The organism is Streptomyces hokutonensis, from assembly GCF_042751305.1.
Lineage (GTDB): Bacteria > Actinomycetota > Actinomycetes > Streptomycetales > Streptomycetaceae > Streptomyces > Streptomyces hokutonensis_A.
This window is the reverse complement of sequence record NZ_JBHYWD010000004.1, coordinates 94,328-112,032: the sequence shown is the minus strand read 5'-3', so window position 1 is coordinate 112,032 and position 17,705 is coordinate 94,328. Positions and strand designations below refer to the sequence as shown.

The 17,705-nt window shown below is 71.2% G+C and carries 13 protein-coding genes; 4 read left to right on the top strand and 9 right to left on the bottom strand.

The annotated features are described in order from the left end of the window. Positions 1-17: 17 nt before the first annotated feature. From murG to rsmH, 9 genes are all read right to left on the bottom strand, one after another. Complete coding sequence (murG, locus tag ACFXC1_RS12880; RefSeq protein WP_381242075.1) at positions 18-1,109, bottom strand: undecaprenyldiphospho-muramoylpentapeptide beta-N-acetylglucosaminyltransferase; 1,092 nt, start codon at positions 1,107-1,109, stop codon at positions 18-20. 6 nt (positions 1,110-1,115) lie between these two features. After that, positions 1,116-2,483 (bottom strand): putative lipid II flippase FtsW, encoded by a 1,368-nt coding sequence (gene ftsW, locus ACFXC1_RS12875; protein ID WP_381242073.1) that lies wholly within the window; start codon positions 2,481-2,483, stop codon positions 1,116-1,118. Positions 2,484-2,504: 21 nt separating this feature from the next. Beyond that, positions 2,505-3,938 (bottom strand): UDP-N-acetylmuramoyl-L-alanine--D-glutamate ligase, encoded by a 1,434-nt coding sequence (gene murD / locus ACFXC1_RS12870; protein WP_381242071.1) that lies wholly within the window; start codon positions 3,936-3,938, stop codon positions 2,505-2,507. Beyond that, the gene (mraY, locus tag ACFXC1_RS12865; RefSeq protein ID WP_381242069.1) at positions 3,920-4,993 is read right to left on the bottom strand and encodes a phospho-N-acetylmuramoyl-pentapeptide-transferase; all 1,074 of its coding nucleotides are present in this window, start codon (positions 4,991-4,993) and stop codon (positions 3,920-3,922) included. The genes murD and mraY overlap by 19 nt, the downstream gene beginning before the upstream one ends. Next, positions 4,990-6,405 carry a UDP-N-acetylmuramoyl-tripeptide--D-alanyl-D-alanine ligase gene (locus ACFXC1_RS12860; RefSeq protein ID WP_381242067.1) on the bottom strand — a complete coding sequence of 472 codons (1,416 nt, stop codon included), beginning with the start codon at positions 6,403-6,405 and terminating at the stop codon, positions 4,990-4,992. The genes mraY and ACFXC1_RS12860 overlap by 4 nt, the downstream gene beginning before the upstream one ends. Before the next feature lie 4 nt (positions 6,406-6,409). After that, positions 6,410-7,930, bottom strand: a complete 1,521-nt coding sequence (locus ACFXC1_RS12855; protein ID WP_381242688.1) for a UDP-N-acetylmuramoyl-L-alanyl-D-glutamate--2,6-diaminopimelate ligase — start codon at positions 7,928-7,930, stop codon at positions 6,410-6,412. A gap of 161 nt (positions 7,931-8,091) precedes the next feature. Then, positions 8,092-10,062: a peptidoglycan D,D-transpeptidase FtsI family protein gene (locus ACFXC1_RS12850; RefSeq protein ID WP_381242065.1), complete on the bottom strand. Its 1,971-nt coding sequence runs from the start codon at positions 10,060-10,062 to the stop codon at positions 8,092-8,094. A gap of 5 nt (positions 10,063-10,067) precedes the next feature. Beyond that, on the bottom strand, positions 10,068-10,619 hold the full coding sequence (gene ftsL, locus ACFXC1_RS12845; protein WP_381242063.1) for a cell division protein FtsL: 552 nt from the start codon (positions 10,617-10,619) through the stop codon (positions 10,068-10,070). 37 nt (positions 10,620-10,656) lie between these two features. Further along, a complete protein-coding gene (gene rsmH / locus ACFXC1_RS12840) occupies positions 10,657-11,613 on the bottom strand; it encodes a 16S rRNA (cytosine(1402)-N(4))-methyltransferase RsmH (protein WP_078532411.1) in 957 nt (318 codons plus the stop codon). A 416-nt stretch (positions 11,614-12,029) separates the two neighbouring features. On the opposite strand from rsmH, the gene ACFXC1_RS12835 reads away from it, so the two are divergent. The 4 genes from ACFXC1_RS12835 (at position 12,030) to ACFXC1_RS12820 (ending at position 17,593) form a co-directional block, all read left to right on the top strand. Continuing rightward, a complete protein-coding gene (locus ACFXC1_RS12835) occupies positions 12,030-12,578 on the top strand; it encodes a beta-class carbonic anhydrase (RefSeq protein ID WP_381242062.1) in 549 nt (182 codons plus the stop codon). A gap of 235 nt (positions 12,579-12,813) precedes the next feature. Next, positions 12,814-13,851 (top strand): AAA family ATPase, encoded by a 1,038-nt coding sequence (locus ACFXC1_RS12830; RefSeq protein WP_381242061.1) that lies wholly within the window; start codon positions 12,814-12,816, stop codon positions 13,849-13,851. Beyond that, positions 13,851-15,215: a DUF58 domain-containing protein gene (locus ACFXC1_RS12825; RefSeq protein WP_381242060.1), complete on the top strand. Its 1,365-nt coding sequence runs from the start codon at positions 13,851-13,853 to the stop codon at positions 15,213-15,215. The genes ACFXC1_RS12830 and ACFXC1_RS12825 overlap by 1 nt, the downstream gene beginning before the upstream one ends. Next, the gene (locus ACFXC1_RS12820) at positions 15,212-17,593 is read left to right on the top strand and encodes a transglutaminase TgpA family protein (protein ID WP_381242058.1); all 2,382 of its coding nucleotides are present in this window, start codon (positions 15,212-15,214) and stop codon (positions 17,591-17,593) included. The genes ACFXC1_RS12825 and ACFXC1_RS12820 overlap by 4 nt, the downstream gene beginning before the upstream one ends. Positions 17,594-17,705 lie beyond the last annotated feature (112 nt).

Below are 17,705 nucleotides of genomic sequence, written 5' to 3'. Positions count from 1 at the left end.
GCCTCTCTCACATATGACTAGCGATGCCGCGAGGCGATCGCCTCGTACACCATGCCGACGAGCAGGTCGTCGGCGTCCCGGCGGCCGAACTCGCTTGCCGCGCGCGACATCTCGTACAGCCGGTGCGGGTCGGCGAGCACGGGCAGGACGTTGCCCTGGACCCACTCGGGCGTCAGTTCCGCGTCGTCGACCAGGAGTCCGCCGCCGGCCTTGACCACCGGCTGGGCGTTCAGCCGCTGTTCGCCGTTGCCGATGGGCAGCGGGACGTAGGCGGCCGGGAGTCCGACGGCGGAGAGTTCGGCGACGGTCATCGCGCCCGCGCGGCAGAGCATCATGTCGGCCGCGGCGTACGCGAGGTCCATCCGGTCCACGTACGGTACCGGGATGTAGGGGGGCATCCCCGGCATCTGGTGCACCTGCGGCAGTTCGTTCTTCGGGCCGACCGCGTGCAGGATCTGGATTCCGGCCTGTTGGAGGTAGGGCGCGACCCGCTCGATCACCTCGTTGAGGTGCCGGGCGCCCTGCGAGCCGCCGGAGACCAGCAGCGTCGGCAGGTTCGGGTCGAGGCCGAACGCGGCCCGGGCCTGGGGCCGTACGGCCGCGCGGTCCAGGAGGGCGATGGAGCGGCGCAGCGGGATGCCGATGTAACGGGCGCCCCGCAGCTTGCTGTCCGGGGTGGAGACGGCGACCTGGGCCGCGTAGCGCGAGCCGATCTTGTTGGCCAACCCGGGCCTGGCGTTGGCCTCGTGGATCACGATCGGCACCCCGAGGCGCTTGGCCGCGAGATAGCCGGGCAGTGCCACATAGCCGCCGAAGCCGACGACACAGTCCGCCTTGGTGCGCTCCAGGATCTGCTCGGCGGCCTTGATCGTGCCGCGCAGCCGGCCCGGCACGGTGATCAGTTCCGGGGTGGGCTTGCGGGGCAGCGGTACGGCGGGGATCAGCGCGAGTTCGTAGCCCCGCTCGGGTACGAGGCGGGTCTCAAGGCCGCGTTCCGTGCCCAGGGCCGTGATCCCCACGGTGGGGTCCTGCCTGCGCAGTGCGTCCGCGAGGGCGAGCGCGGGCTCGATGTGGCCGGCGGTCCCCCCACCGGCGAGTACGACATGCACCGAAATTCACCGCTCTCCGGACGGACGCGCCGCCGAGGCACGCCGTCTCATCGTGTTCCATCTCCGGGGACTCCGGCCGGAACCGGGTCCCCTGCCCCCACGCTTTCTACCAAAGCGGGGTTGCCGCATCGCAAGCGCCGCCCGCGCAGCGGGGTCGTCGCGCGCGAAGGCGATCAGCAACCCGATGGCGAACATGGTCGGCAGCAGGGCGGAACCCCCGTAGGAGAACAGCGGGAGCGGGACGCCGGCGATCGGCAGCAGGCCGAGCACCGCACCGATGTTGATCACCGCCTGAGCGGTGATCCAGGTGGTCACGCCTCCCGCGGCATACCTCACGAAGGGGTCCTCCGTGCGTCCGGCCACGCGGATACCCGCATAGCCTAGAGCCGCGAAGAGGGCGAGGACCGACAGCGTGCCCGCGAGGCCCAGTTCCTCACCGGTGACGGCGAAGATGAAGTCGGTGTGGGCTTCGGGGAGTTGACCCCATTTCTCCACACTCGCGCCGAGCCCGGAGCCGAAGATCCCGCCGGACGCGAGCGCGTAGATCCCGTGCACGGCCTGCCAGCAGTCGGCGACCCCGGTCTTGGGCTCGGTGGCGCCGATGCAGGCGAGCCGGGCCATGCGGTTGGGGCTGGTCTTGATGAGGATCACACCGATCACGCCCGCGATCGACAGCACGCCGGCGAAGAGCCGGGTCGGCGCTCCGGCCAGCCAGAGCAGGCCGAACAGGATCGCGGTGAGGATGATCGCCGTGCCCATGTCGCCGCCGAGCATGATCAGTCCGAGCAGCATGAACGCGACCGGCACCAGCGGCACCAGCATGTGCTTCCACTGGGACAGCATCGCCTTGTCCTGCTTGCGGGCGAGCAGGTCGGCCCCCCACAGGACGAGGGCCAGCTTGCCGAACTCGCTCGGCTGGATCTGGAACGAGCCGCCGAGGGAGATCCAGTTGCGGTTGCCGTTGACCGACATCCCTATCCCCGGCAGCTGCACCAGCGCCATCATGAAGACGGCGCCCGCGAGGATCGGATAGGCCAGCGCCCGGTGCAACTTGACCGGCATCCGCGAGGCGGCCAGCGCCAGCACCCCGCCGATACAGGCGGCGAGGAACTGTTTGCGGAAGAAGTACGAGCCGGGCAGCGACAGTTGGAGCGCCGTGATCTGGGAGGCCGAGTAGACCATCACCAGACCGAGCACGGTGATCAGCACGCTGCCGCCGGCGATCAGGTAGTAGGCGGTCAGCGGCCGGTCCCAGGCCCGCCGCGCGTTGGCGTACAGCCGGCGTACGGGGTTGTCCCGTACGGTCCGTGCGGCGGCGGGACGTCTGGGGGGCCGCTGCTGCACGGGCGGCCGGCCGGTACGGCTACTGGGCATCAGCGCCTCCGCTCACGTCGGTCAGGCGCCGAGTTCGCGAACCGCCTGGGCGAACGCGTCACCGCGCTTGTTGTAGTTGGCGAACATGTCCATGGAGGCGCAGGCCGGGGCGAGCAGCACCGTGTCGCCGGCGGCGGCGAGCCGCTGTGCCTCCTGGACAGCCGCGAGCATCGCCCCAGTGTCGGTCCGGGCGAGGTCGACGACGGGTACTTCCGGGGCGTGTCGCGCGAGGGCTTCCCGGATGAGCGCCCGATCGGCGCCGATCAGCACCACGCCCCGAAGTCGCTTTGCCGACTTGGCGACGAGTTCGTCGAAGGTGGCGCCCTTCGCGAGTCCGCCCGCGATCCACACGATCGACTCGTAGGCCGCCAACGAGGCTTCCGCCGCATGGGTGTTGGTGGCCTTGGAGTCGTCGATGTACGCGACGCCGTCCACATCGGCCACGTGCGCGATGCGGTGCGCGTCGGGCGTGAAGGCCCGCAGCCCGTCCCGTACGGCCTTGGCGGGCACCCCGAAGGCGCGCGCGAGGGCGGCGGCGGCAAGGGCGTTGGCGATGTTGTGCGGGGCGGGCGGGTTGACGTCCGAGACCTCGGCGAGCTCCTGCGCGTTCCGCTGCCGGTCCTCGACGAAGGCGCGGTCGACCAGGATGCCGTCCACGACGCCGAGTTGGGACGGCCCGGGGCTGCCCAGTGTGAACCCGATGGCCCGGCACCCCTCCTCGACGTCGGCCTCGCGGACGAGGTCCTCGGTGGCCTTGTCGGCGACGTTGTAGACGCAGGCGACCCGATTGCCTTCGTAGATACGGCCCTTGTCGGCGGCGTACGCCTCCATGGAGCCGTGCCAGTCGAGGTGATCGGGCGCCAGGTTCAGGACGGCGGCGGAGTGGGCACGCACCGAAGGTGCCCAGTGGAGCTGATAGCTCGACAGTTCGACGGCGAGGACGTCGTACTGCTCGTCCCCGAGTACGGCGTCCAGGACCGAGACGCCGATGTTGCCGACGGCCGCCGTGCGCAGGCCGCCCGCCTTCAGGATGGAGGCGAGCATCTGGACGGTGGTGGTCTTGCCGTTGGTGCCGGTGACGGCGAGCCAGGGGGCCGCGTCGGGGCCGCGCAGGCGCCAGGCCAGCTCCACGTCGCCCCACACCTCGACGCCCGCCTCACGGGCCGCCGTGAACAGCGGCTTGTCGGGCTTCCAGCCGGGGGTGGTGACGATCAGTTCGGTGCCTTCGGGCAGGGTCGCGCCGTCGCCGAGGCGCACGGTGATGCCGAGTGCCTCCAGGTCGGCCGCCTGGGCCCGGGAGCGCTCGTCGTCGCCGTCGTTGACGACCGTGACGAGCGCGCCGAGGCCGTGCAGGACCTTGGCCGCCGGGATGCCGGAGACTCCGAGTCCGGCGACGGTGACGTGCTTGCCCTCCCAGGAGAGCCCCTGCCCATCGGTCACTTTTCCGCTGCCCATCCCGCGTAGAAGAGGCCCAGGCCGACGATCACGCAGATGCCCTGGATGATCCAGAAGCGGACCACCACGAGCACTTCGGACCAGCCCTTGAGTTCGAAGTGGTGCTGGAGCGGGGCCATTCGGAAGACCCGCTTGCCGGTGAGCTTGAAGGAGCCGACCTGGATGACCACCGACATGGTGATGAGGACGAAGAGGCCGCCCATGATGGCGACGAGCAGCTCGGTGCGGGAGAGGATCGCCAGACCGGTGAGGACACCGCCGAGGGCCAGCGAACCGGTGTCCCCCATGAAGATCTTGGCCGGCGAGGTGTTCCACCACAGGAAGCCCAGGCAGGCGCCCATCAGCGCGGAGGCGATGACCGCGAGGTCGAGCGGATCGCGCACTTCGTAGCAGGCGTTCGGGTTGGTCAGGGTCGTCGCGTTGGCGCAGGACTCCTGGAACTGCCAGACACCGATGAAGGTGTAGGCGCCGAAGACCAGGACGGATGCGCCGGTGGCGAGGCCGTCCAGACCGTCCGTCAGGTTCACGCCGTTCGACATCGCGAGGATCATGAACAGCGCCCAGATCACGAACAGGATCGGGCCGATCTTCCAGCCGAAGTCCGTGATGAACGACAGCTTCGTCGAGGCCGGGGTGTTGCCGCGGGCGTCCTGGAACTGCAGGGCGAGCACCGCGAAGCTGATGCCGACGATCAGCTGGCCGGCCATCTTCGCCTTGGCCCGCAGGCCCAGCGAACGCCGCTTGACGATCTTGATGTAGTCGTCGAGGAAGCCGACCAGGCCCATGCCGACCATCAGACCGAGCACCAGCAGACCCGAATAGGTCGGCGCGTAGCCGGTGATGACCTTGGACAGGAAGTACGCGGCGACCGTTGCGAAGATGAAGGCGATACCGCCCATCGTCGGCGTACCGCGCTTGCTGGCGTGCTCGCGCGGGCCGTCGTCGCGGATGTACTGGCCGTAGCCCTTGCGGGCCAGCAGCTTGATCAGCAGCGGGGTGCCCACCAGGGTCAGGAACAGGCCGATGACTCCTGAGAACAGGATCTGCTTCATCATCGGACGGCAACCTCACCCTCGGTACCGGCCTCGACGAGCGCCTGCGCCACGCTCTCCAGACCGACCGACCGGGACGCCTTCACGAGAACGACGTCTCCCGGGCGCAACTCGCTGCGCAACAGGTCGACCGCCGCCTGTGCGTCGGACACGTGCACCGACTCCTCACCCCACGAACCCTCGTTATATGCGCCCAGTTGCAGCCAGGACGCTTCCCTGCCCCCGACCGCGACGAGCTTGCCGACATTGAGCCGGACGGCCAGCCGTCCGACCGCGTCGTGCTCGGCGAGCGCCTCGTCCCCCAGCTCGGCCATCTTGCCGAGCACCGCCCAGGTCCTGCGTCCCTTGCCCATGGCCGCGAGCGCGCGCAAGGCGGCTCGCATGGACTCGGGGTTCGCGTTGTAGGCGTCGTTGACGATGGTCACGCCGTCCGGTCGCTCGGTGACCTCCATCCGCCAGCGGGAGAGGGAGCCCGCCTCGGAGAGCGCGGTGGCGATCTCGTCTGCGGACATGCCCAGCTCATGGGCGACGGCGGCCGCGGCGAGCGCGTTCGACACGTGGTGCTCACCGTACAGGCGCATGGTCACTTCGCTGCACCCGGAGGGTGTGTGGAGGCTGAAGGCGGGCTGTCCGCTGTCCGTGAGTCTCACGTTCTCGGCCCGTACGTCCGCTTCGCCGGACTCTCCGAAAAGGATCACCTTCGCCTTCGTACGGGATGCCATGGCCCGTACGAGCGGATCGTCGGCGTTGAGGACCGCGACACCGCCGTCCTCAACTGAAGGGAGTGCCTCTACGAGTTCGCCCTTTGCCTGCGCGATCTGCTCCCGGCCGCCGAACTCCCCGATGTGGGCGGTGCCGACGTTGAGGACGAGGCCGATCTGCGGGGGCGTCAGCTCCGTGAGGTAGCGGATGTGACCGATCCCGCGGGCGCCCATCTCCAGGACGAGGAACCTCGTCTCTTCGGTGGCGCTCAGCGCGGTCAGCGGCAGCCCGATCTCATTGTTCAACGATCCCGGTGTGAACACCGTGGGCGCCTTGCGGGCGAGCACCTGGGCGATGAGGTCCTTGGTGCTGGTCTTGCCCGCCGAGCCGGTGAGGGCGACGAGGGTCGCGCCGAGCCGTCGTACGACATGGCGGGCGAGGGCGCCCAGGGCGCTCTGGACGTCGTCCACGACGATCGCGGGCACGCCGACCGGGCGGGACGCCAGGAGGGCCACCGCACCCGCCTCGACGACCGCGGGTCCGAAGTCGTGGCCGTCGACTCGCTCGCCGACGAAGGCGACGAAGAGGCTGCCTGGTTGCACTTCCCTGGAGTCGCGGACCACCGGGCCGGTGACCTGGACGGACGGATCCGGTATGTCGTGCGTCTGCCCGCCGACGACTTCTGCGATCTCGGCGAGGGAGAGGGCGATCACAAGTTCATCCCTGGGTCTTCTGGATAGCTTCGCGAAGCACCTGGCGGTCGTCGAAGGGACGGACCACTCCGGCGATGTCCTGGCCCTGCTCGTGGCCCTTGCCCGCGACCAGCACGGTGTCCCCCGGCCGCGCGCGGACGACGGCGGCGGCGATGGCGGCGGCCCGATCCTCGAAGACCAGGACCTCGCCGCGCTCGTGCGCCGGCACGGAGGCCGCCCCCTGGAGCATGGCCGCGAGGATCGCGAGGGGGTCCTCGGAGCGGGGGTTGTCCGACGTCAGTACGGCGGTGTCGGCCAGCCGGGCCACCGCGGCGCCCATCGGCTCGCGTTTCGTCTTGTCCCGGTCCCCGCCGCAGCCGAGCACCACGTGCACCTTGCCCTCGGTCACCTTGCGCAGCGCGCGCAGGACCGACTCGACGGCGTCCGTCTTGTGGGCGTAGTCGACGACCGCGAGATACGGCTGCCCGGCGTCCACGCGTTCCAGGCGCCCCGGCACGCCCGGCACCTCGGCGACGCCGTCGGCGGCGAGCTGCGGGTCGAGGCCCGCGGTGGCCAGGGCGGCGATCGCGGCGAGGGTGTTGGCCACGTTGAAGGAGCCGGCCAGCGGCGATCTCGCGGTGATCAGCTCGCCCTTGGGGCCGACCGCGGTGAACGTCGAGTCCATCGGGCCGACCTGGACGTCCTCGGCGCGCCAGTCGGCGTCCGGGTGGCCCTCCGCGGAGTAGGTGATCACGGGAACCGTGGCCTCGGCGGCGAGCCTGCGGCCGTACTCGTCGTCGAGGTTGACCACTCCCTGCCGGCTGCGCAGCGGCGTGAACAGCTGGGCCTTGGCCTGGAAGTAGTCCTCCATGCCGGAGTGGAACTCCATGTGCTCCGGGCTGAGGTTGGTGAAGACCGCGACGTCGAAGATGCAGGCGTCGACCCGGCCGAGGACCAGCGCGTGGCTGGAGACCTCCATGGCGACCGCGTCGACCCCGCGCTCGCGCATGACCGCGAACAGGGCCTGGAGATCGGTGGCTTCGGGGGTCGTGCGCTCCGACTTCATGCGGTCGTCGCCGATGCGCGTCTCGACCGTGCCGATCAGCCCGGTGGACCGGACCGTTTTCAGCCCGCCCTCCACGAGGTAGGCGGTGGTCGTCTTCCCGGAGGTGCCGGTGATGCCGATCTGGAGCAGATCGCGGCCGGGGTGGCCGTAGATGGTGGCCGCCAGCTCGCCCATCTGCCCGCGCGGATCGGCTACGACCAGTACCGGCAGGCCGGTCGCGGTCGCGCGGTCGGCGCCTGCCGGGTCCGTCAGGACCGCGACGGCACCGAGGCCCGCGGCCTGGGTCACGAAGTCGGCGCCGTGCACACGGGCGCCGGGCAGCGCGGCGTACAGGTCGCCGGGGCGGACGGCGCGCGAGTCATGGGTGATGCCCGTGACCTCGGCGGTGGACACCGGCTCGGCGGCGCCCAGTTGGTCGGCGAGTTCCGCGAGGGGTGTGGCGGAGAGCTGCGCCGGCCTGGGCGGCCCCGGGTATGTCACGGATGCGCCCTTCTGGGGTGGTTGGGACTGATCGGCGGTTGGCACGGCGGTGAGCGTACCGGGCGCACCGGCCTCCGAGCGAAGCGAGGGGCGGGGCTCGCCCTGGTTCCCGGAATGGGAAGTGATCATGGTCACGGATCGGTTCCTGGCTGTTGCGCTGATCAGGGAGTGAAGGTCACGGGCAGGTTCGCGGCCTTCGCCCCGGTGGGCGGGACCTGGAGGGTCTTGAGGGCGAACTCCATCACCTGCTTGTAGATCGGTCCGCAGATCTGACCGCCGAAGTAGCTTCCGCTGGTGGCGTTCTGGATCGCGCAGTAGACGGTGATGCGGGGGTTGTCGGCGGGCGCGAACCCGGCGAACGACGAGGTGTAGCCCTTGTACTTGCCGGTGGCCGGATCCACGCGGTTGGCGGTGCCGGTCTTGCCCGCGACCCGGTACCCCGGAATCGCGGCCTTACCGCCGGTGCCCTGCTCGTCGTCCACCACGGACTCCAGCATCTGGGCGAGGGTCTTCGCCGTCTTCGCACTGATGACCCGGGTCTTCTTGGGCGTGGCGGCCGGGGTGAAACGGCCGTCGGGGCCCTTCGTGCCGCGCACCAGGGTGGGTTCGACGCGGACTCCGCCGTTGGCGACCGTCGAGTAGACGGAGGCCGCCTGGAGCGCGTTGAGGGACATGCCCTGGCCGAAGGGAATCGTGTACTGCTGCGAGGTCGACCACTTGTCGGGGGTCGCGAGGATGCCCTTCGTCTCGCCGGGGAAGTCGAGCCCGCTGTAGGTGCCGATGCCGAACTTGTGCAGATACGAGTACAGGACCTCGTTGGCCTGCGCCTGCGTCTTGCCGAGCTGGCCGGCCGCCTCGATGGTGCCGATGTTGCTGGACTTGGCGAGGACGCCGTTGAGCGTGAGGTTCCAGGTGGCGTGGTCGACGTCGTCCTGGAAGAGGCGGTCGCCGCGGTGCAGCCGGTTCGGCACGACGACATGCGTCAGCGGGGTGGCCACGTTCTCCTGGAGTACGGCGGCCATCGTCATGACCTTGGCGGTGGAGCCGGGCTCGTAGGCGTCCTGGAGGGCCGCGTTGCCCAGGGAGGCCGCGTTGGCCTGCGCGAGGTCGTTCGGGTCGAAGCCGGGCGCGTTGGCCATGGCGAGGATCTCTCCGGTGCGGGTGTCCTGCACTATCACGTACCCGCGATCCGCCTTGGACTTCTTCACCTGCTCCGTGATGGCGTTCTGCGCGGCCCACTGGATGTCGCGGTCGATGGTCAGCTCGACGTCGGAACCGGGCACGGCGGGCGTCTCCGTGGAGCCCGCGGTGGGCACCTGGAGGCCGCCGGACTGGGCGTAGCGGACCTTGCCGTCCTTGCCGGTCAGGTCCTTGTTCAGCTGCTGCTCGACCCCGCCGCCGCCCTTTCCGTCGGCGTTGACCCAGCCCAGTATCCCGGCGGCGAGATCACCGTTCGGGTACACGCGCTTGGTGGTGGGGACGGCGAGGACACCTGCGAGGACGTTGACCGTGGTCGGGTCGGTTCCGGACTTGGTGGTGAGCGCGCTCTTCAGGTCCTTGATCTGCTTCCAGACCTGCGGGGTCTGCCGGTTGGCGAGCACCACGTAGCGCAGGTTCTTGTTCGCGGGCCTGAGCTTCTTGACCAGCCCGGCCTGGTCCACGCCGAGGATCGGGGCGAGGAGGGCGGCCGCCTGCTCCGGCCCGTCGTCGATCTTGAGCTGCTTGCGGGTGAACAGCGTCGGGTCGGCGGTGATCGTGTACGCGTCCACGCTGGTCGCCAGGGCCACCCCGGAGCGGTCGGTGATCTCGCCGCGCTCGGCGGCCAGGACGTAGTCGACGTACCGGTTCTGCGCGGCCTTGGCGGCGTACGCGCTCGCGTCGACGGCCTGCACCTGGAGCAGCCGTACGACGAACGCGATCAGGACGAGGGTCAGCGCGAGGCTGATCATCCGCAGCCGGGGGCGGGGGCTGCCGAGCCGGAGGGAGCGCGGGCCGCCTGGGCGGGCGGCGGGAGGGGCCGGTGCCGGGCGGCGGGCCGGGCGGGCGCCGGGCCCGGGGCGGCGCCGGGCGTCGGGCCGTTCGGGCCTGGCCGGTCCGGGCACTCGGCGGCGCGGCGGTTCCCTGTCGGACACTTCCGTCACCTGCCGGGTGTAGTCGGGGTGGAGGACTGAACTGCCGTGGACCGCACGGGCGGTACGGACCGGGCCGGGGTGGGGGTGGCCACGGGTGCTGTCGCGCCGCGCGCGGGGGTCGGGCTCGGGCTCGGCCTGCTGATGAGCGCCTCCGGGGCGAGGACCACCGGTGTGTCCGCCGAGGTCTTCTCGGCGGTGGCCTGCTCCGGGACACCCTTCACCGTGCCGTTCGGGTCGAGGAAGGCGGGGTCTCCCCCGGGCACCATGCCGAGTTCGTGTGCGCGGCGCTGGAGGGCGTCGGGGGCGGAGTAGGCGTCGACGTCCCGCTGGAGGGCCTGTTCCTCGTCGGTGAGGCTCTTGGTCTGCTTCTGGAGGTCGTCCAGCTTGAACTGCCCTTCGCTGAGCGCGGAGTTCAGCACGAGCAGTCCGATCAGGCCGCCACCGAGGAGGAGCACGACAAGGAGGACGAACGGGGTACGGGCCGCCTGTCCGGGGCCGGTCGGGAAGAGCCGCGCGAGCCGGGCGGCCCTGCCCCTCAGTTCGGGTTTCCTACTCACTCACGCACCCCGCGCCCCACACCGACTTGGTACGTACTCACCCGATGTCCTCCCTGATGCGCTCGGCCCCCCGCAGCCGCGCGGGTGCCGCCCGCCGGTTCTCGGCGACCTCTTCCTCGGTGGGAAGTTCGGCACCGCGCGTCAGGAGCTTGAGCCGGGGCTGGTACTGCTCGGGCACCACCGGCAGTCCAGGAGGCGCGGTGTTGGCGGCGCCGGCCGCGAACACCTGCTTCACCAGGCGGTCTTCGAGCGAGTGGTACGACAGGACGGCGATCCGGCCGCCCACGGCAAGGGATTTCACGGCGGCGGGAATCGCCCTCTCCAGGACGGACAGTTCGCCGTTGACCTCGATCCGCAGCGCCTGGAAGGTGCGCTTGGCCGGGTTGCCGCCGGTGCGCTTGGCGGCCTGGGGCAGCGAGTCGCGGATCAGCTCGACGAGCCGCGCGCTGTTGCTGAACGGCTCCTTGTCGCGTTCCCGGACGACCGCGGACACGATCCGCTTGGCCTGCTTCTCCTCGCCGTACGCCCGCAGGATGCGGACGAGTTCGCCCGCCGGGTAGGTGTTGAGGACCTCGGCGGCGCTGATGCCGGTCGTCTGGTCCATGCGCATGTCCAGGGGCGCGTCCTGGGCGTAGGCGAAGCCGCGGTCGGCCTCGTCCAGCTGCATGGAGGAGACGCCGAGGTCGAACAGAACGCCCTCCACGCGCGCGAGGCCGAGCCGCTCCAGCACCTCGGGCAGCTCGTCGTAGACGGCGTGCACGAGGGTGGCGCGCTCCCCGAAGGGGGCGAGGCGTTCACCGGAGAGACGCAGGGCCTCCTTGTCGCGGTCGAGGGCGACGAGGCGGGCCTCGGGGAAGCGGGCGAGCAGTGCCTCGCTGTGGCCGCCGAGGCCGAGCGTGCAGTCGACGACCACGGCACCCGGCCGCTCCAGGGCGGGTGCCAACAGGTCCAGGCACCGCTGGAGCATCACCGGGACGTGTCGACTGTTGCTCAAGGGGCCCTCTCAGGTCCGGCGGGCCCGTACGCACCGCCGGGTCCCCGCCCGCTCAGGAAGGGGAAGGCCTGCCGGCGCCGGAAGCGTCAGCCGACCGGGAGCGGGAGGAGGCCGAGCCGTACGTACGCGCCGCGCACGTGGGGAGAATCCGGAAGGTCGCCGGGGTCTCCGGGAAAAGTCCAGCAGGGAGGCCTCGCCTCCCGCTCCGCGCAACTTTAGTCCACGCTGTCTCACGGTCAATCAACCGGCCTGCGCGTCGCGGACCGGGGCGCGTGCGAAGCCTCAAAACGGGAACAATCACCCACGCGGGCGCACCCCCGCCACCCGTGTGGGTTACCTCACAAGAGGACACGATGACGCTCTTTTTCCCATCTCACAGCAAGACCGCACCGCCGGTGACCAGTACCGTCATAGGTATGACGACCTCCGCATCCGTACCCACAGAGTCCGAAGGCGCCATAGCCCACGGCGGGACCGTGACGGACCGCCTCGTCGAGGCCAACGCCCAGTACGCCGCCGCGTTCACCGACCCCGGGATGGATGCCCACCCCGTCCTCCAGGTGGCCGTCGTGGCCTGCATGGACGCCCGTCTCGACCTGCACAAGGCGCTCGGCCTCCAGCTCGGCGACTGCCACACCATCCGCAACGCGGGGGGTGTGGTCACCGACGACGTCATCCGCTCCCTCACCATCAGCCAGCGGGCGCTCGGCACCCGCAGCGTCGTGCTCATCCACCACACCGGCTGCGGGCTGGAGTCCCTCACCGAGGAGTTCCGGCACGACCTGGAGATGGAGGTCGGCCAGCGCCCCGCCTGGGCGGTGGAGGCCTTCCGGGACGTGGAGCAGGACGTACGGCAGTCCATGCAGCGTGTGCGCACCTCACCGTTCCTGCTGCACACTGACGATGTGCGCGGCTTCGTGTTCGACGTGAAGTCGGGTCTGCTGCGCGAGATCGACCCCGCCTGACACACCCGCCCGCCCCGAAACTTCGAAAAGTTCGCCCCTCGGACCGCCCAAAAGGTCGTAAGACCCGACAAAGCGAAGGCAGTTGTCCACAGGCGAGTGACACGAACCGGTAACGGCAACAAGAATGCGGGTGTGGCGTCACGCGGAACTTTTCCCGCGTGCCGTCCGTGTTTCGGGGTGGGCCGGTCCGCGGTAGCGCGTCGGCCCATGGAAAGAACGGGCCGAGGAGGGCCGGGTGACGACCTATGACGATCGAGCGAGCCTTACAGATCTGACCGCCACTGTGGAGCGAGTCCGCAGTTCGGTGGAAGGAGTGATCGAGGGCAAGCCCGAGGTCGTACGGCTTTCGCTGACCGTGCTGCTCGCCGAGGGACATCTTCTGATCGAGGACGTCCCGGGCGTGGGCAAGACAATGCTGGCCAAGGCGCTGGCGCGGTCGATCGACTGTTCGGTGCGGCGAATCCAGTTCACGCCGGACCTGCTGCCCTCGGACATCACCGGTGTGTCCATCTGGGACCAGCAGCGGCAGGACTTCGAGTTCAAACCGGGCGCCATCTTCGCGCAGATCGTGATCGGCGACGAGATCAACCGCGCCTCGCCGAAGACGCAGTCCGCGCTCCTGGAGTCGATGGAGGAGCGGCAGGTCACCAGCGACGGCCAGACCTACGAGCTGCCCAGCCCCTTCATGGTGGTCGCCACGCAGAACCCGGTCGAGATGGAGGGCACCTATCCGCTGCCCGAGGCCCAGCGCGACCGCTTCATGGCCCGGGTCTCCATCGGCTATCCCAGCGCGGAGGCCGAGCTGCAGATGCTGGACATCCACGGCGGGGTGAGCCCGCTGGACGACCTCCAGCCCGTGGCCCACGCGCACGACATCGTCAAGCTGATCGAGGCGGTCCGCGGCGTCCATGTCGCCGACGCGGTGCGCAGATACGCGGTGGACCTGGTCTCCGCCACCCGCACCCACCCCGACCTCAGACTCGGCGCCTCCCCGCGCGCGACGCTGCATCTGCTGCGCGCGGCGAAGGCGTCCGCCGCCCTGAGCGGCCGCGAGTACGCGCTGCCGGACGACATCCAGGCGCTCGCGATCGCGGTCCTGGCCCACCGCCTGCTGCCCACCGCCCAGGCGCAGCTGAACCGCCGTACGGCGGAGCAGGTCGTCCAGGAGATCCTGCAGCGCACCCCCGTGCCCGCGGCGCCCCCGCAGCAGAGCGGCTTCGGCATGGGCCGCGGCCCGGCGTCCTACGGCGAGCAGCCGCCCCGGAGGCTGTGATGACCGCCGGGGGGCCGGGGGTCCCGGAGCCCGAGCGGGACGAGAAGGGCGGTGTCCGCACGGCCCTGGCGGGGCTGACCACCCGCGGTCGCTCGTTCCTGGCCGCCGGTATCGCGGCGGCCGTCTGCGCTTACGTCCTGGGGCAGGGCGATCTGCTCCGGGTCGGACTGCTGCTGGCCGTGCTGCCCCTGGTCTGCGCGACCGTGCTCTACCGCACCCGCTACCGGGTCGCCGGCAGCCGCCGGCTCTCCCCCGCGCGCGTGCCCGCCGGCAGCGAGGCCCGCGTCCATCTGCGGATGGACAACGTCTCGCGGCTGCCCACAGGCCTGCTGATGCTCCAGGACCGGGTGCCGTACGTGCTCGGCCCGCGCCCCCGCTTCGTCCTGGACCGGGTGGAGGCGGGCGGCCGGCGCGAGGTGTCCTACCGGGTCCGCTCCGACCTGCGGGGCCGCTATCCCCTGGGCCCGCTGCAGCTGCGGCTGACGGATCCGTTCGGGATGTGCGAACTGACCCGCTCCTTCTCGACGTTCGACACCCTGACCGTGATCCCGCGCGTGGAGGCCCTGTCCCCGGTCCGCCTCAGCGGCGAGGCCAAGGGGTACGGCGACGGACGCAACCGCTCGCTGGCCCTGGCCGGCGAGGACGACGTGATCCCGCGCGGCTACCGCTACGGCGACGACCTGCGCCGCGTGCACTGGCGCTCCACCGCCCGCTACGGCGAGCTGATGGTGCGCCGCGAGGAGCAGCCGCAGCGCGCCCGCTGCACCGTGCTCCTCGACACCCGGGGCATCGCCTTCGCGGGCCAGGGCCCGGACTCGGCCTTCGAGTGGGCCGTCTCTGGCGCCGCCTCCGTCCTGGTGCACATGCTGGAACGGGGCTTCTCCGTACGGCTGTTGACCGACACCGGCAACTCGGTGCCCGGTGAGGGCGCCGACGGCTTCGCGGGCGCGAGCCAGGAGTCGGCGGACGCGGCCGGGCTGATGATGGACACCCTCGCGGTGATCGACCACTCGGACGGCGCCGGCCTGTCCCGGGCCTACGACCTGCTGCGCGGCGGAAACGAAGGAATGCTGGTGGCCTTCTTCGGCGACCTCGACGAGGAACAGGCGGCGATCGTCGCCCGGATGCGGCAGCGCAGCGGTGGCGCCCTCGCCTTCGTGCTGGACAGCGACGGCTGGGTGCGCGAGCCCACCGACGTACCCGGACCGGAGAACGAGCAGGAGGAGCGGCTGCGGATGCTGCGTGACGCGGGCTGGACCGTCCTGGGCGTGCCGCGCGGCGCGTCCCTGAACCAGCTGTGGCAGCAGGCCGACCGGGAGCGCAACGGCATCACCGCGGCCGGTCTCGGGGAGGGATGGGGATGAGCGGGCGGGCACGACTGGCGCTCTGCGCCTGGGCGGCGACGATGCTGGCGTCCACCGCGCTGATCCCCCTGGTCTCCCCGGCGATCTGGATCTTCCAGGCCGGCTTCATGCTGGCGATCCAGGCCGGGGTGGGCGCGGCGACCCGGCGGGTCCCGCTGGCCCGGCCGCTGACCGTCGCGGCGCAGGCCCTGGTCACGCTGCTGATGCTGACCCTGGTCTTCGCGCGGGCGCAGGCCTTCGCGGGGATCATCCCGGGCCCCGAGGCCTTCCAGCACTTCGGCGACCTGCTGCAGCAGGGCTCGGACGACGTCTCCCGGTACGCGATCCCGGCACCGCTGCACGACGGCATCCGGCTGATGATCATCGGCGGGGTGCTGGTGATCGGCCTCGCGGTGGACACGCTCGCGGTCACCTTCCGCAGCGCGGCCCCGGCCGGGCTGCCGCTGCTCGCCCTGTACTCGGTGGCCGCCGGGCTGTCGAACAGCGGCTACGACTGGCTGTGGTTCCTGTTCGCGGCGGCGGGCTATCTGATGCTGCTGCTGTCCGAGGGCCGGGACCGGCTCGCCCAGTGGGGCCGGGTCTTCGGCGGGGCACCACGCACCGCCCCGGGTTCGGACTCCTCCGGGCCGCTCGCCCCGGTGCGCACCGGGCGGCGGATCGGCGCGGTCGCGCTGGCCGTCGCCCTGCTGCCGCTGCCCACGATCTCGGGCGGCCTGCTGGACGCCGCCGGGACCGGTGTGGGCGTGGGTACCGGAGGCGGCGGCACCATCTCCGCCGTCAACCCGCTGGTCTCGCTGCGCGACAGCCTGAACGTGGACGAGAACCGCCAGGTCCTGTCCCTGCGCACCGACTCGAACGACCTCTCGGACATGTATCTGCGGATCGTGTCCCTGGACGACTTCGACGGCATCACCTGGAAGCCGTCACAGCGGCACATCCAAAGCGTGCCGAACCCGTTCCCCACGCCGACCGGCCTCGGCGCCGACATCAAGCGCTCGAAGATCACGACCCGGATCTCGGCCGCCGACTGGTACGCCCAGGACTGGCTGCCGATGCCGTACCCGCCCAGCGGCGTGAACATCGACGGCAGCTGGCGCTACGAGCCCGTGGGCATGACGGTCGTGGGTGACCACGGCCAGAACACGCGCGGGGTGACCTACACGGTCACCAGCCTGAACGTGGAGCCGACCGCGGAGCAGCTGGCCACCGCGCCGGCCCCGTCGAAGGCCCTGGAGACCCAGTACACGAAGGTGCCGGACTCGTTGCCCGCGGTGGTGGCCCAGACCGCCCGCCGGGTCACCGCGGGCTCGGCCAACGCGTACGAGCAGGCGGTCAAGCTCCAGGACTACTTCGCGGTGACCGGCGGCTTCCAGTACGACACCCAGGTGGACGTCGGTACCGGCCGCAACGCGATAGCGAAGTTCCTCAAGGACAAGCAGGGCTTCTGCGTCCACTTCTCCTTCGCGATGGCGGCGATGGCCCGCACCCTGGGCATCCCGGCCCGGGTAGCGGTGGGCTTCGCGCCCGGCACGCCGGAGGCCAACCAGACGGTGTCGGTGGGCCTGAAGGACGCGCACGCCTGGCCCGAGCTGTACTTCGAGGGCATCGGCTGGACCCGCTTCGAGCCGACCCCCAACCGGGGCTCGGTGCCGTCGTACACCCAGTCGAACACCCCCGGCAGCGACATCCCGGACCCGGCCGGCTCCTCGTCCGCGACGAGCGCTGCGCCCTCGGCCGCCCCCTCGGCGAGCGAGAGCTGCACGGCCCAGCTGAAGAAGATCGAGGGCTGCACCAGCCAGGCCCCGGCGCTCGCGGCGGGCGACGACGGCAGGGGCCCGTGGTGGTATCTGCGGGTGTCACTGCTGAGCCTGGGGGCGCTGCTGCTGCTGGCGATCCCGTTCTCTCCGATGCTCTGGCGGACCCGGACGCGCTCGGCACGGCTGGGCGCGCACGGTCGTACGGCGGCCGACGCGGCCATGCACACGCTGGCGGTCTGGGAGGAACTGACCGATACGGCCTGGGACTTCGGGATCTCGCCGGACGATTCGCTGACCCCGCGCAAGGCCGCCGCCCGGATCGTGCGGCTCGGTCATCTCGATCCGCCGACCGCCGCCTCGGTGCACCGCGTGGCGGACGCCGTGGAGCAGGTCCTCTACGCCCCCAGGCCGCAACTGGCGGCGGGACTCGCGCAGGACGTGCGCCAGGTGGTCGTCGGTTTCCAGGACACGGCGAGCCGCTCCACGCGGCTGCGCGCAGTGGTCGCCCCGCGCTCGACCGTCCGGGTGGTGTGGGCGCTGTCGGCCTGGTGGGCGTCCGTGACGGCGCGGGCGGCGGAGATCCGGCCGACCCTGCGCAAGCCGTCCGGGCAGCAGGGCTGAGAAGCAGGGCATACGGGAGGGGGGGGGGGCCCCGGGGGGGGGGGGCCCCCCCCCCGGGGGGGGGGGGGGGGCGCCCGGGGGGGCGGGGGGGGGGGGGCCGCCAGGGGCCGGC

Bases quoted from the DNA above. Each gene is read 5' to 3' on its own strand.
- ftsW (WP_381242073.1), bottom strand. From the start codon at position 2,483: ATGCCCAGTAGCCGTACCGGCCGGCCGCCCGTGCAGCAGCGGCCCCCC.
- ACFXC1_RS12835 (WP_381242062.1), top strand. From the start codon at position 12,030: ATGACGACCTCCGCATCCGTACCCACAGAGTCCGAAGGCGCCATAGCC.
- murD (WP_381242071.1), bottom strand. From the start codon at position 3,938: ATGGGCAGCGGAAAAGTGACCGATGGGCAGGGGCTCTCCTGGGAGGGC.
- mraY (WP_381242069.1), bottom strand. From the start codon at position 4,993: ATGATGAAGCAGATCCTGTTCTCAGGAGTCATCGGCCTGTTCCTGACC.
- ACFXC1_RS12820 (WP_381242058.1), top strand. From the start codon at position 15,212: ATGAGCGGGCGGGCACGACTGGCGCTCTGCGCCTGGGCGGCGACGATG.
- ACFXC1_RS12825 (WP_381242060.1), top strand. From the start codon at position 13,851: ATGACCGCCGGGGGGCCGGGGGTCCCGGAGCCCGAGCGGGACGAGAAG.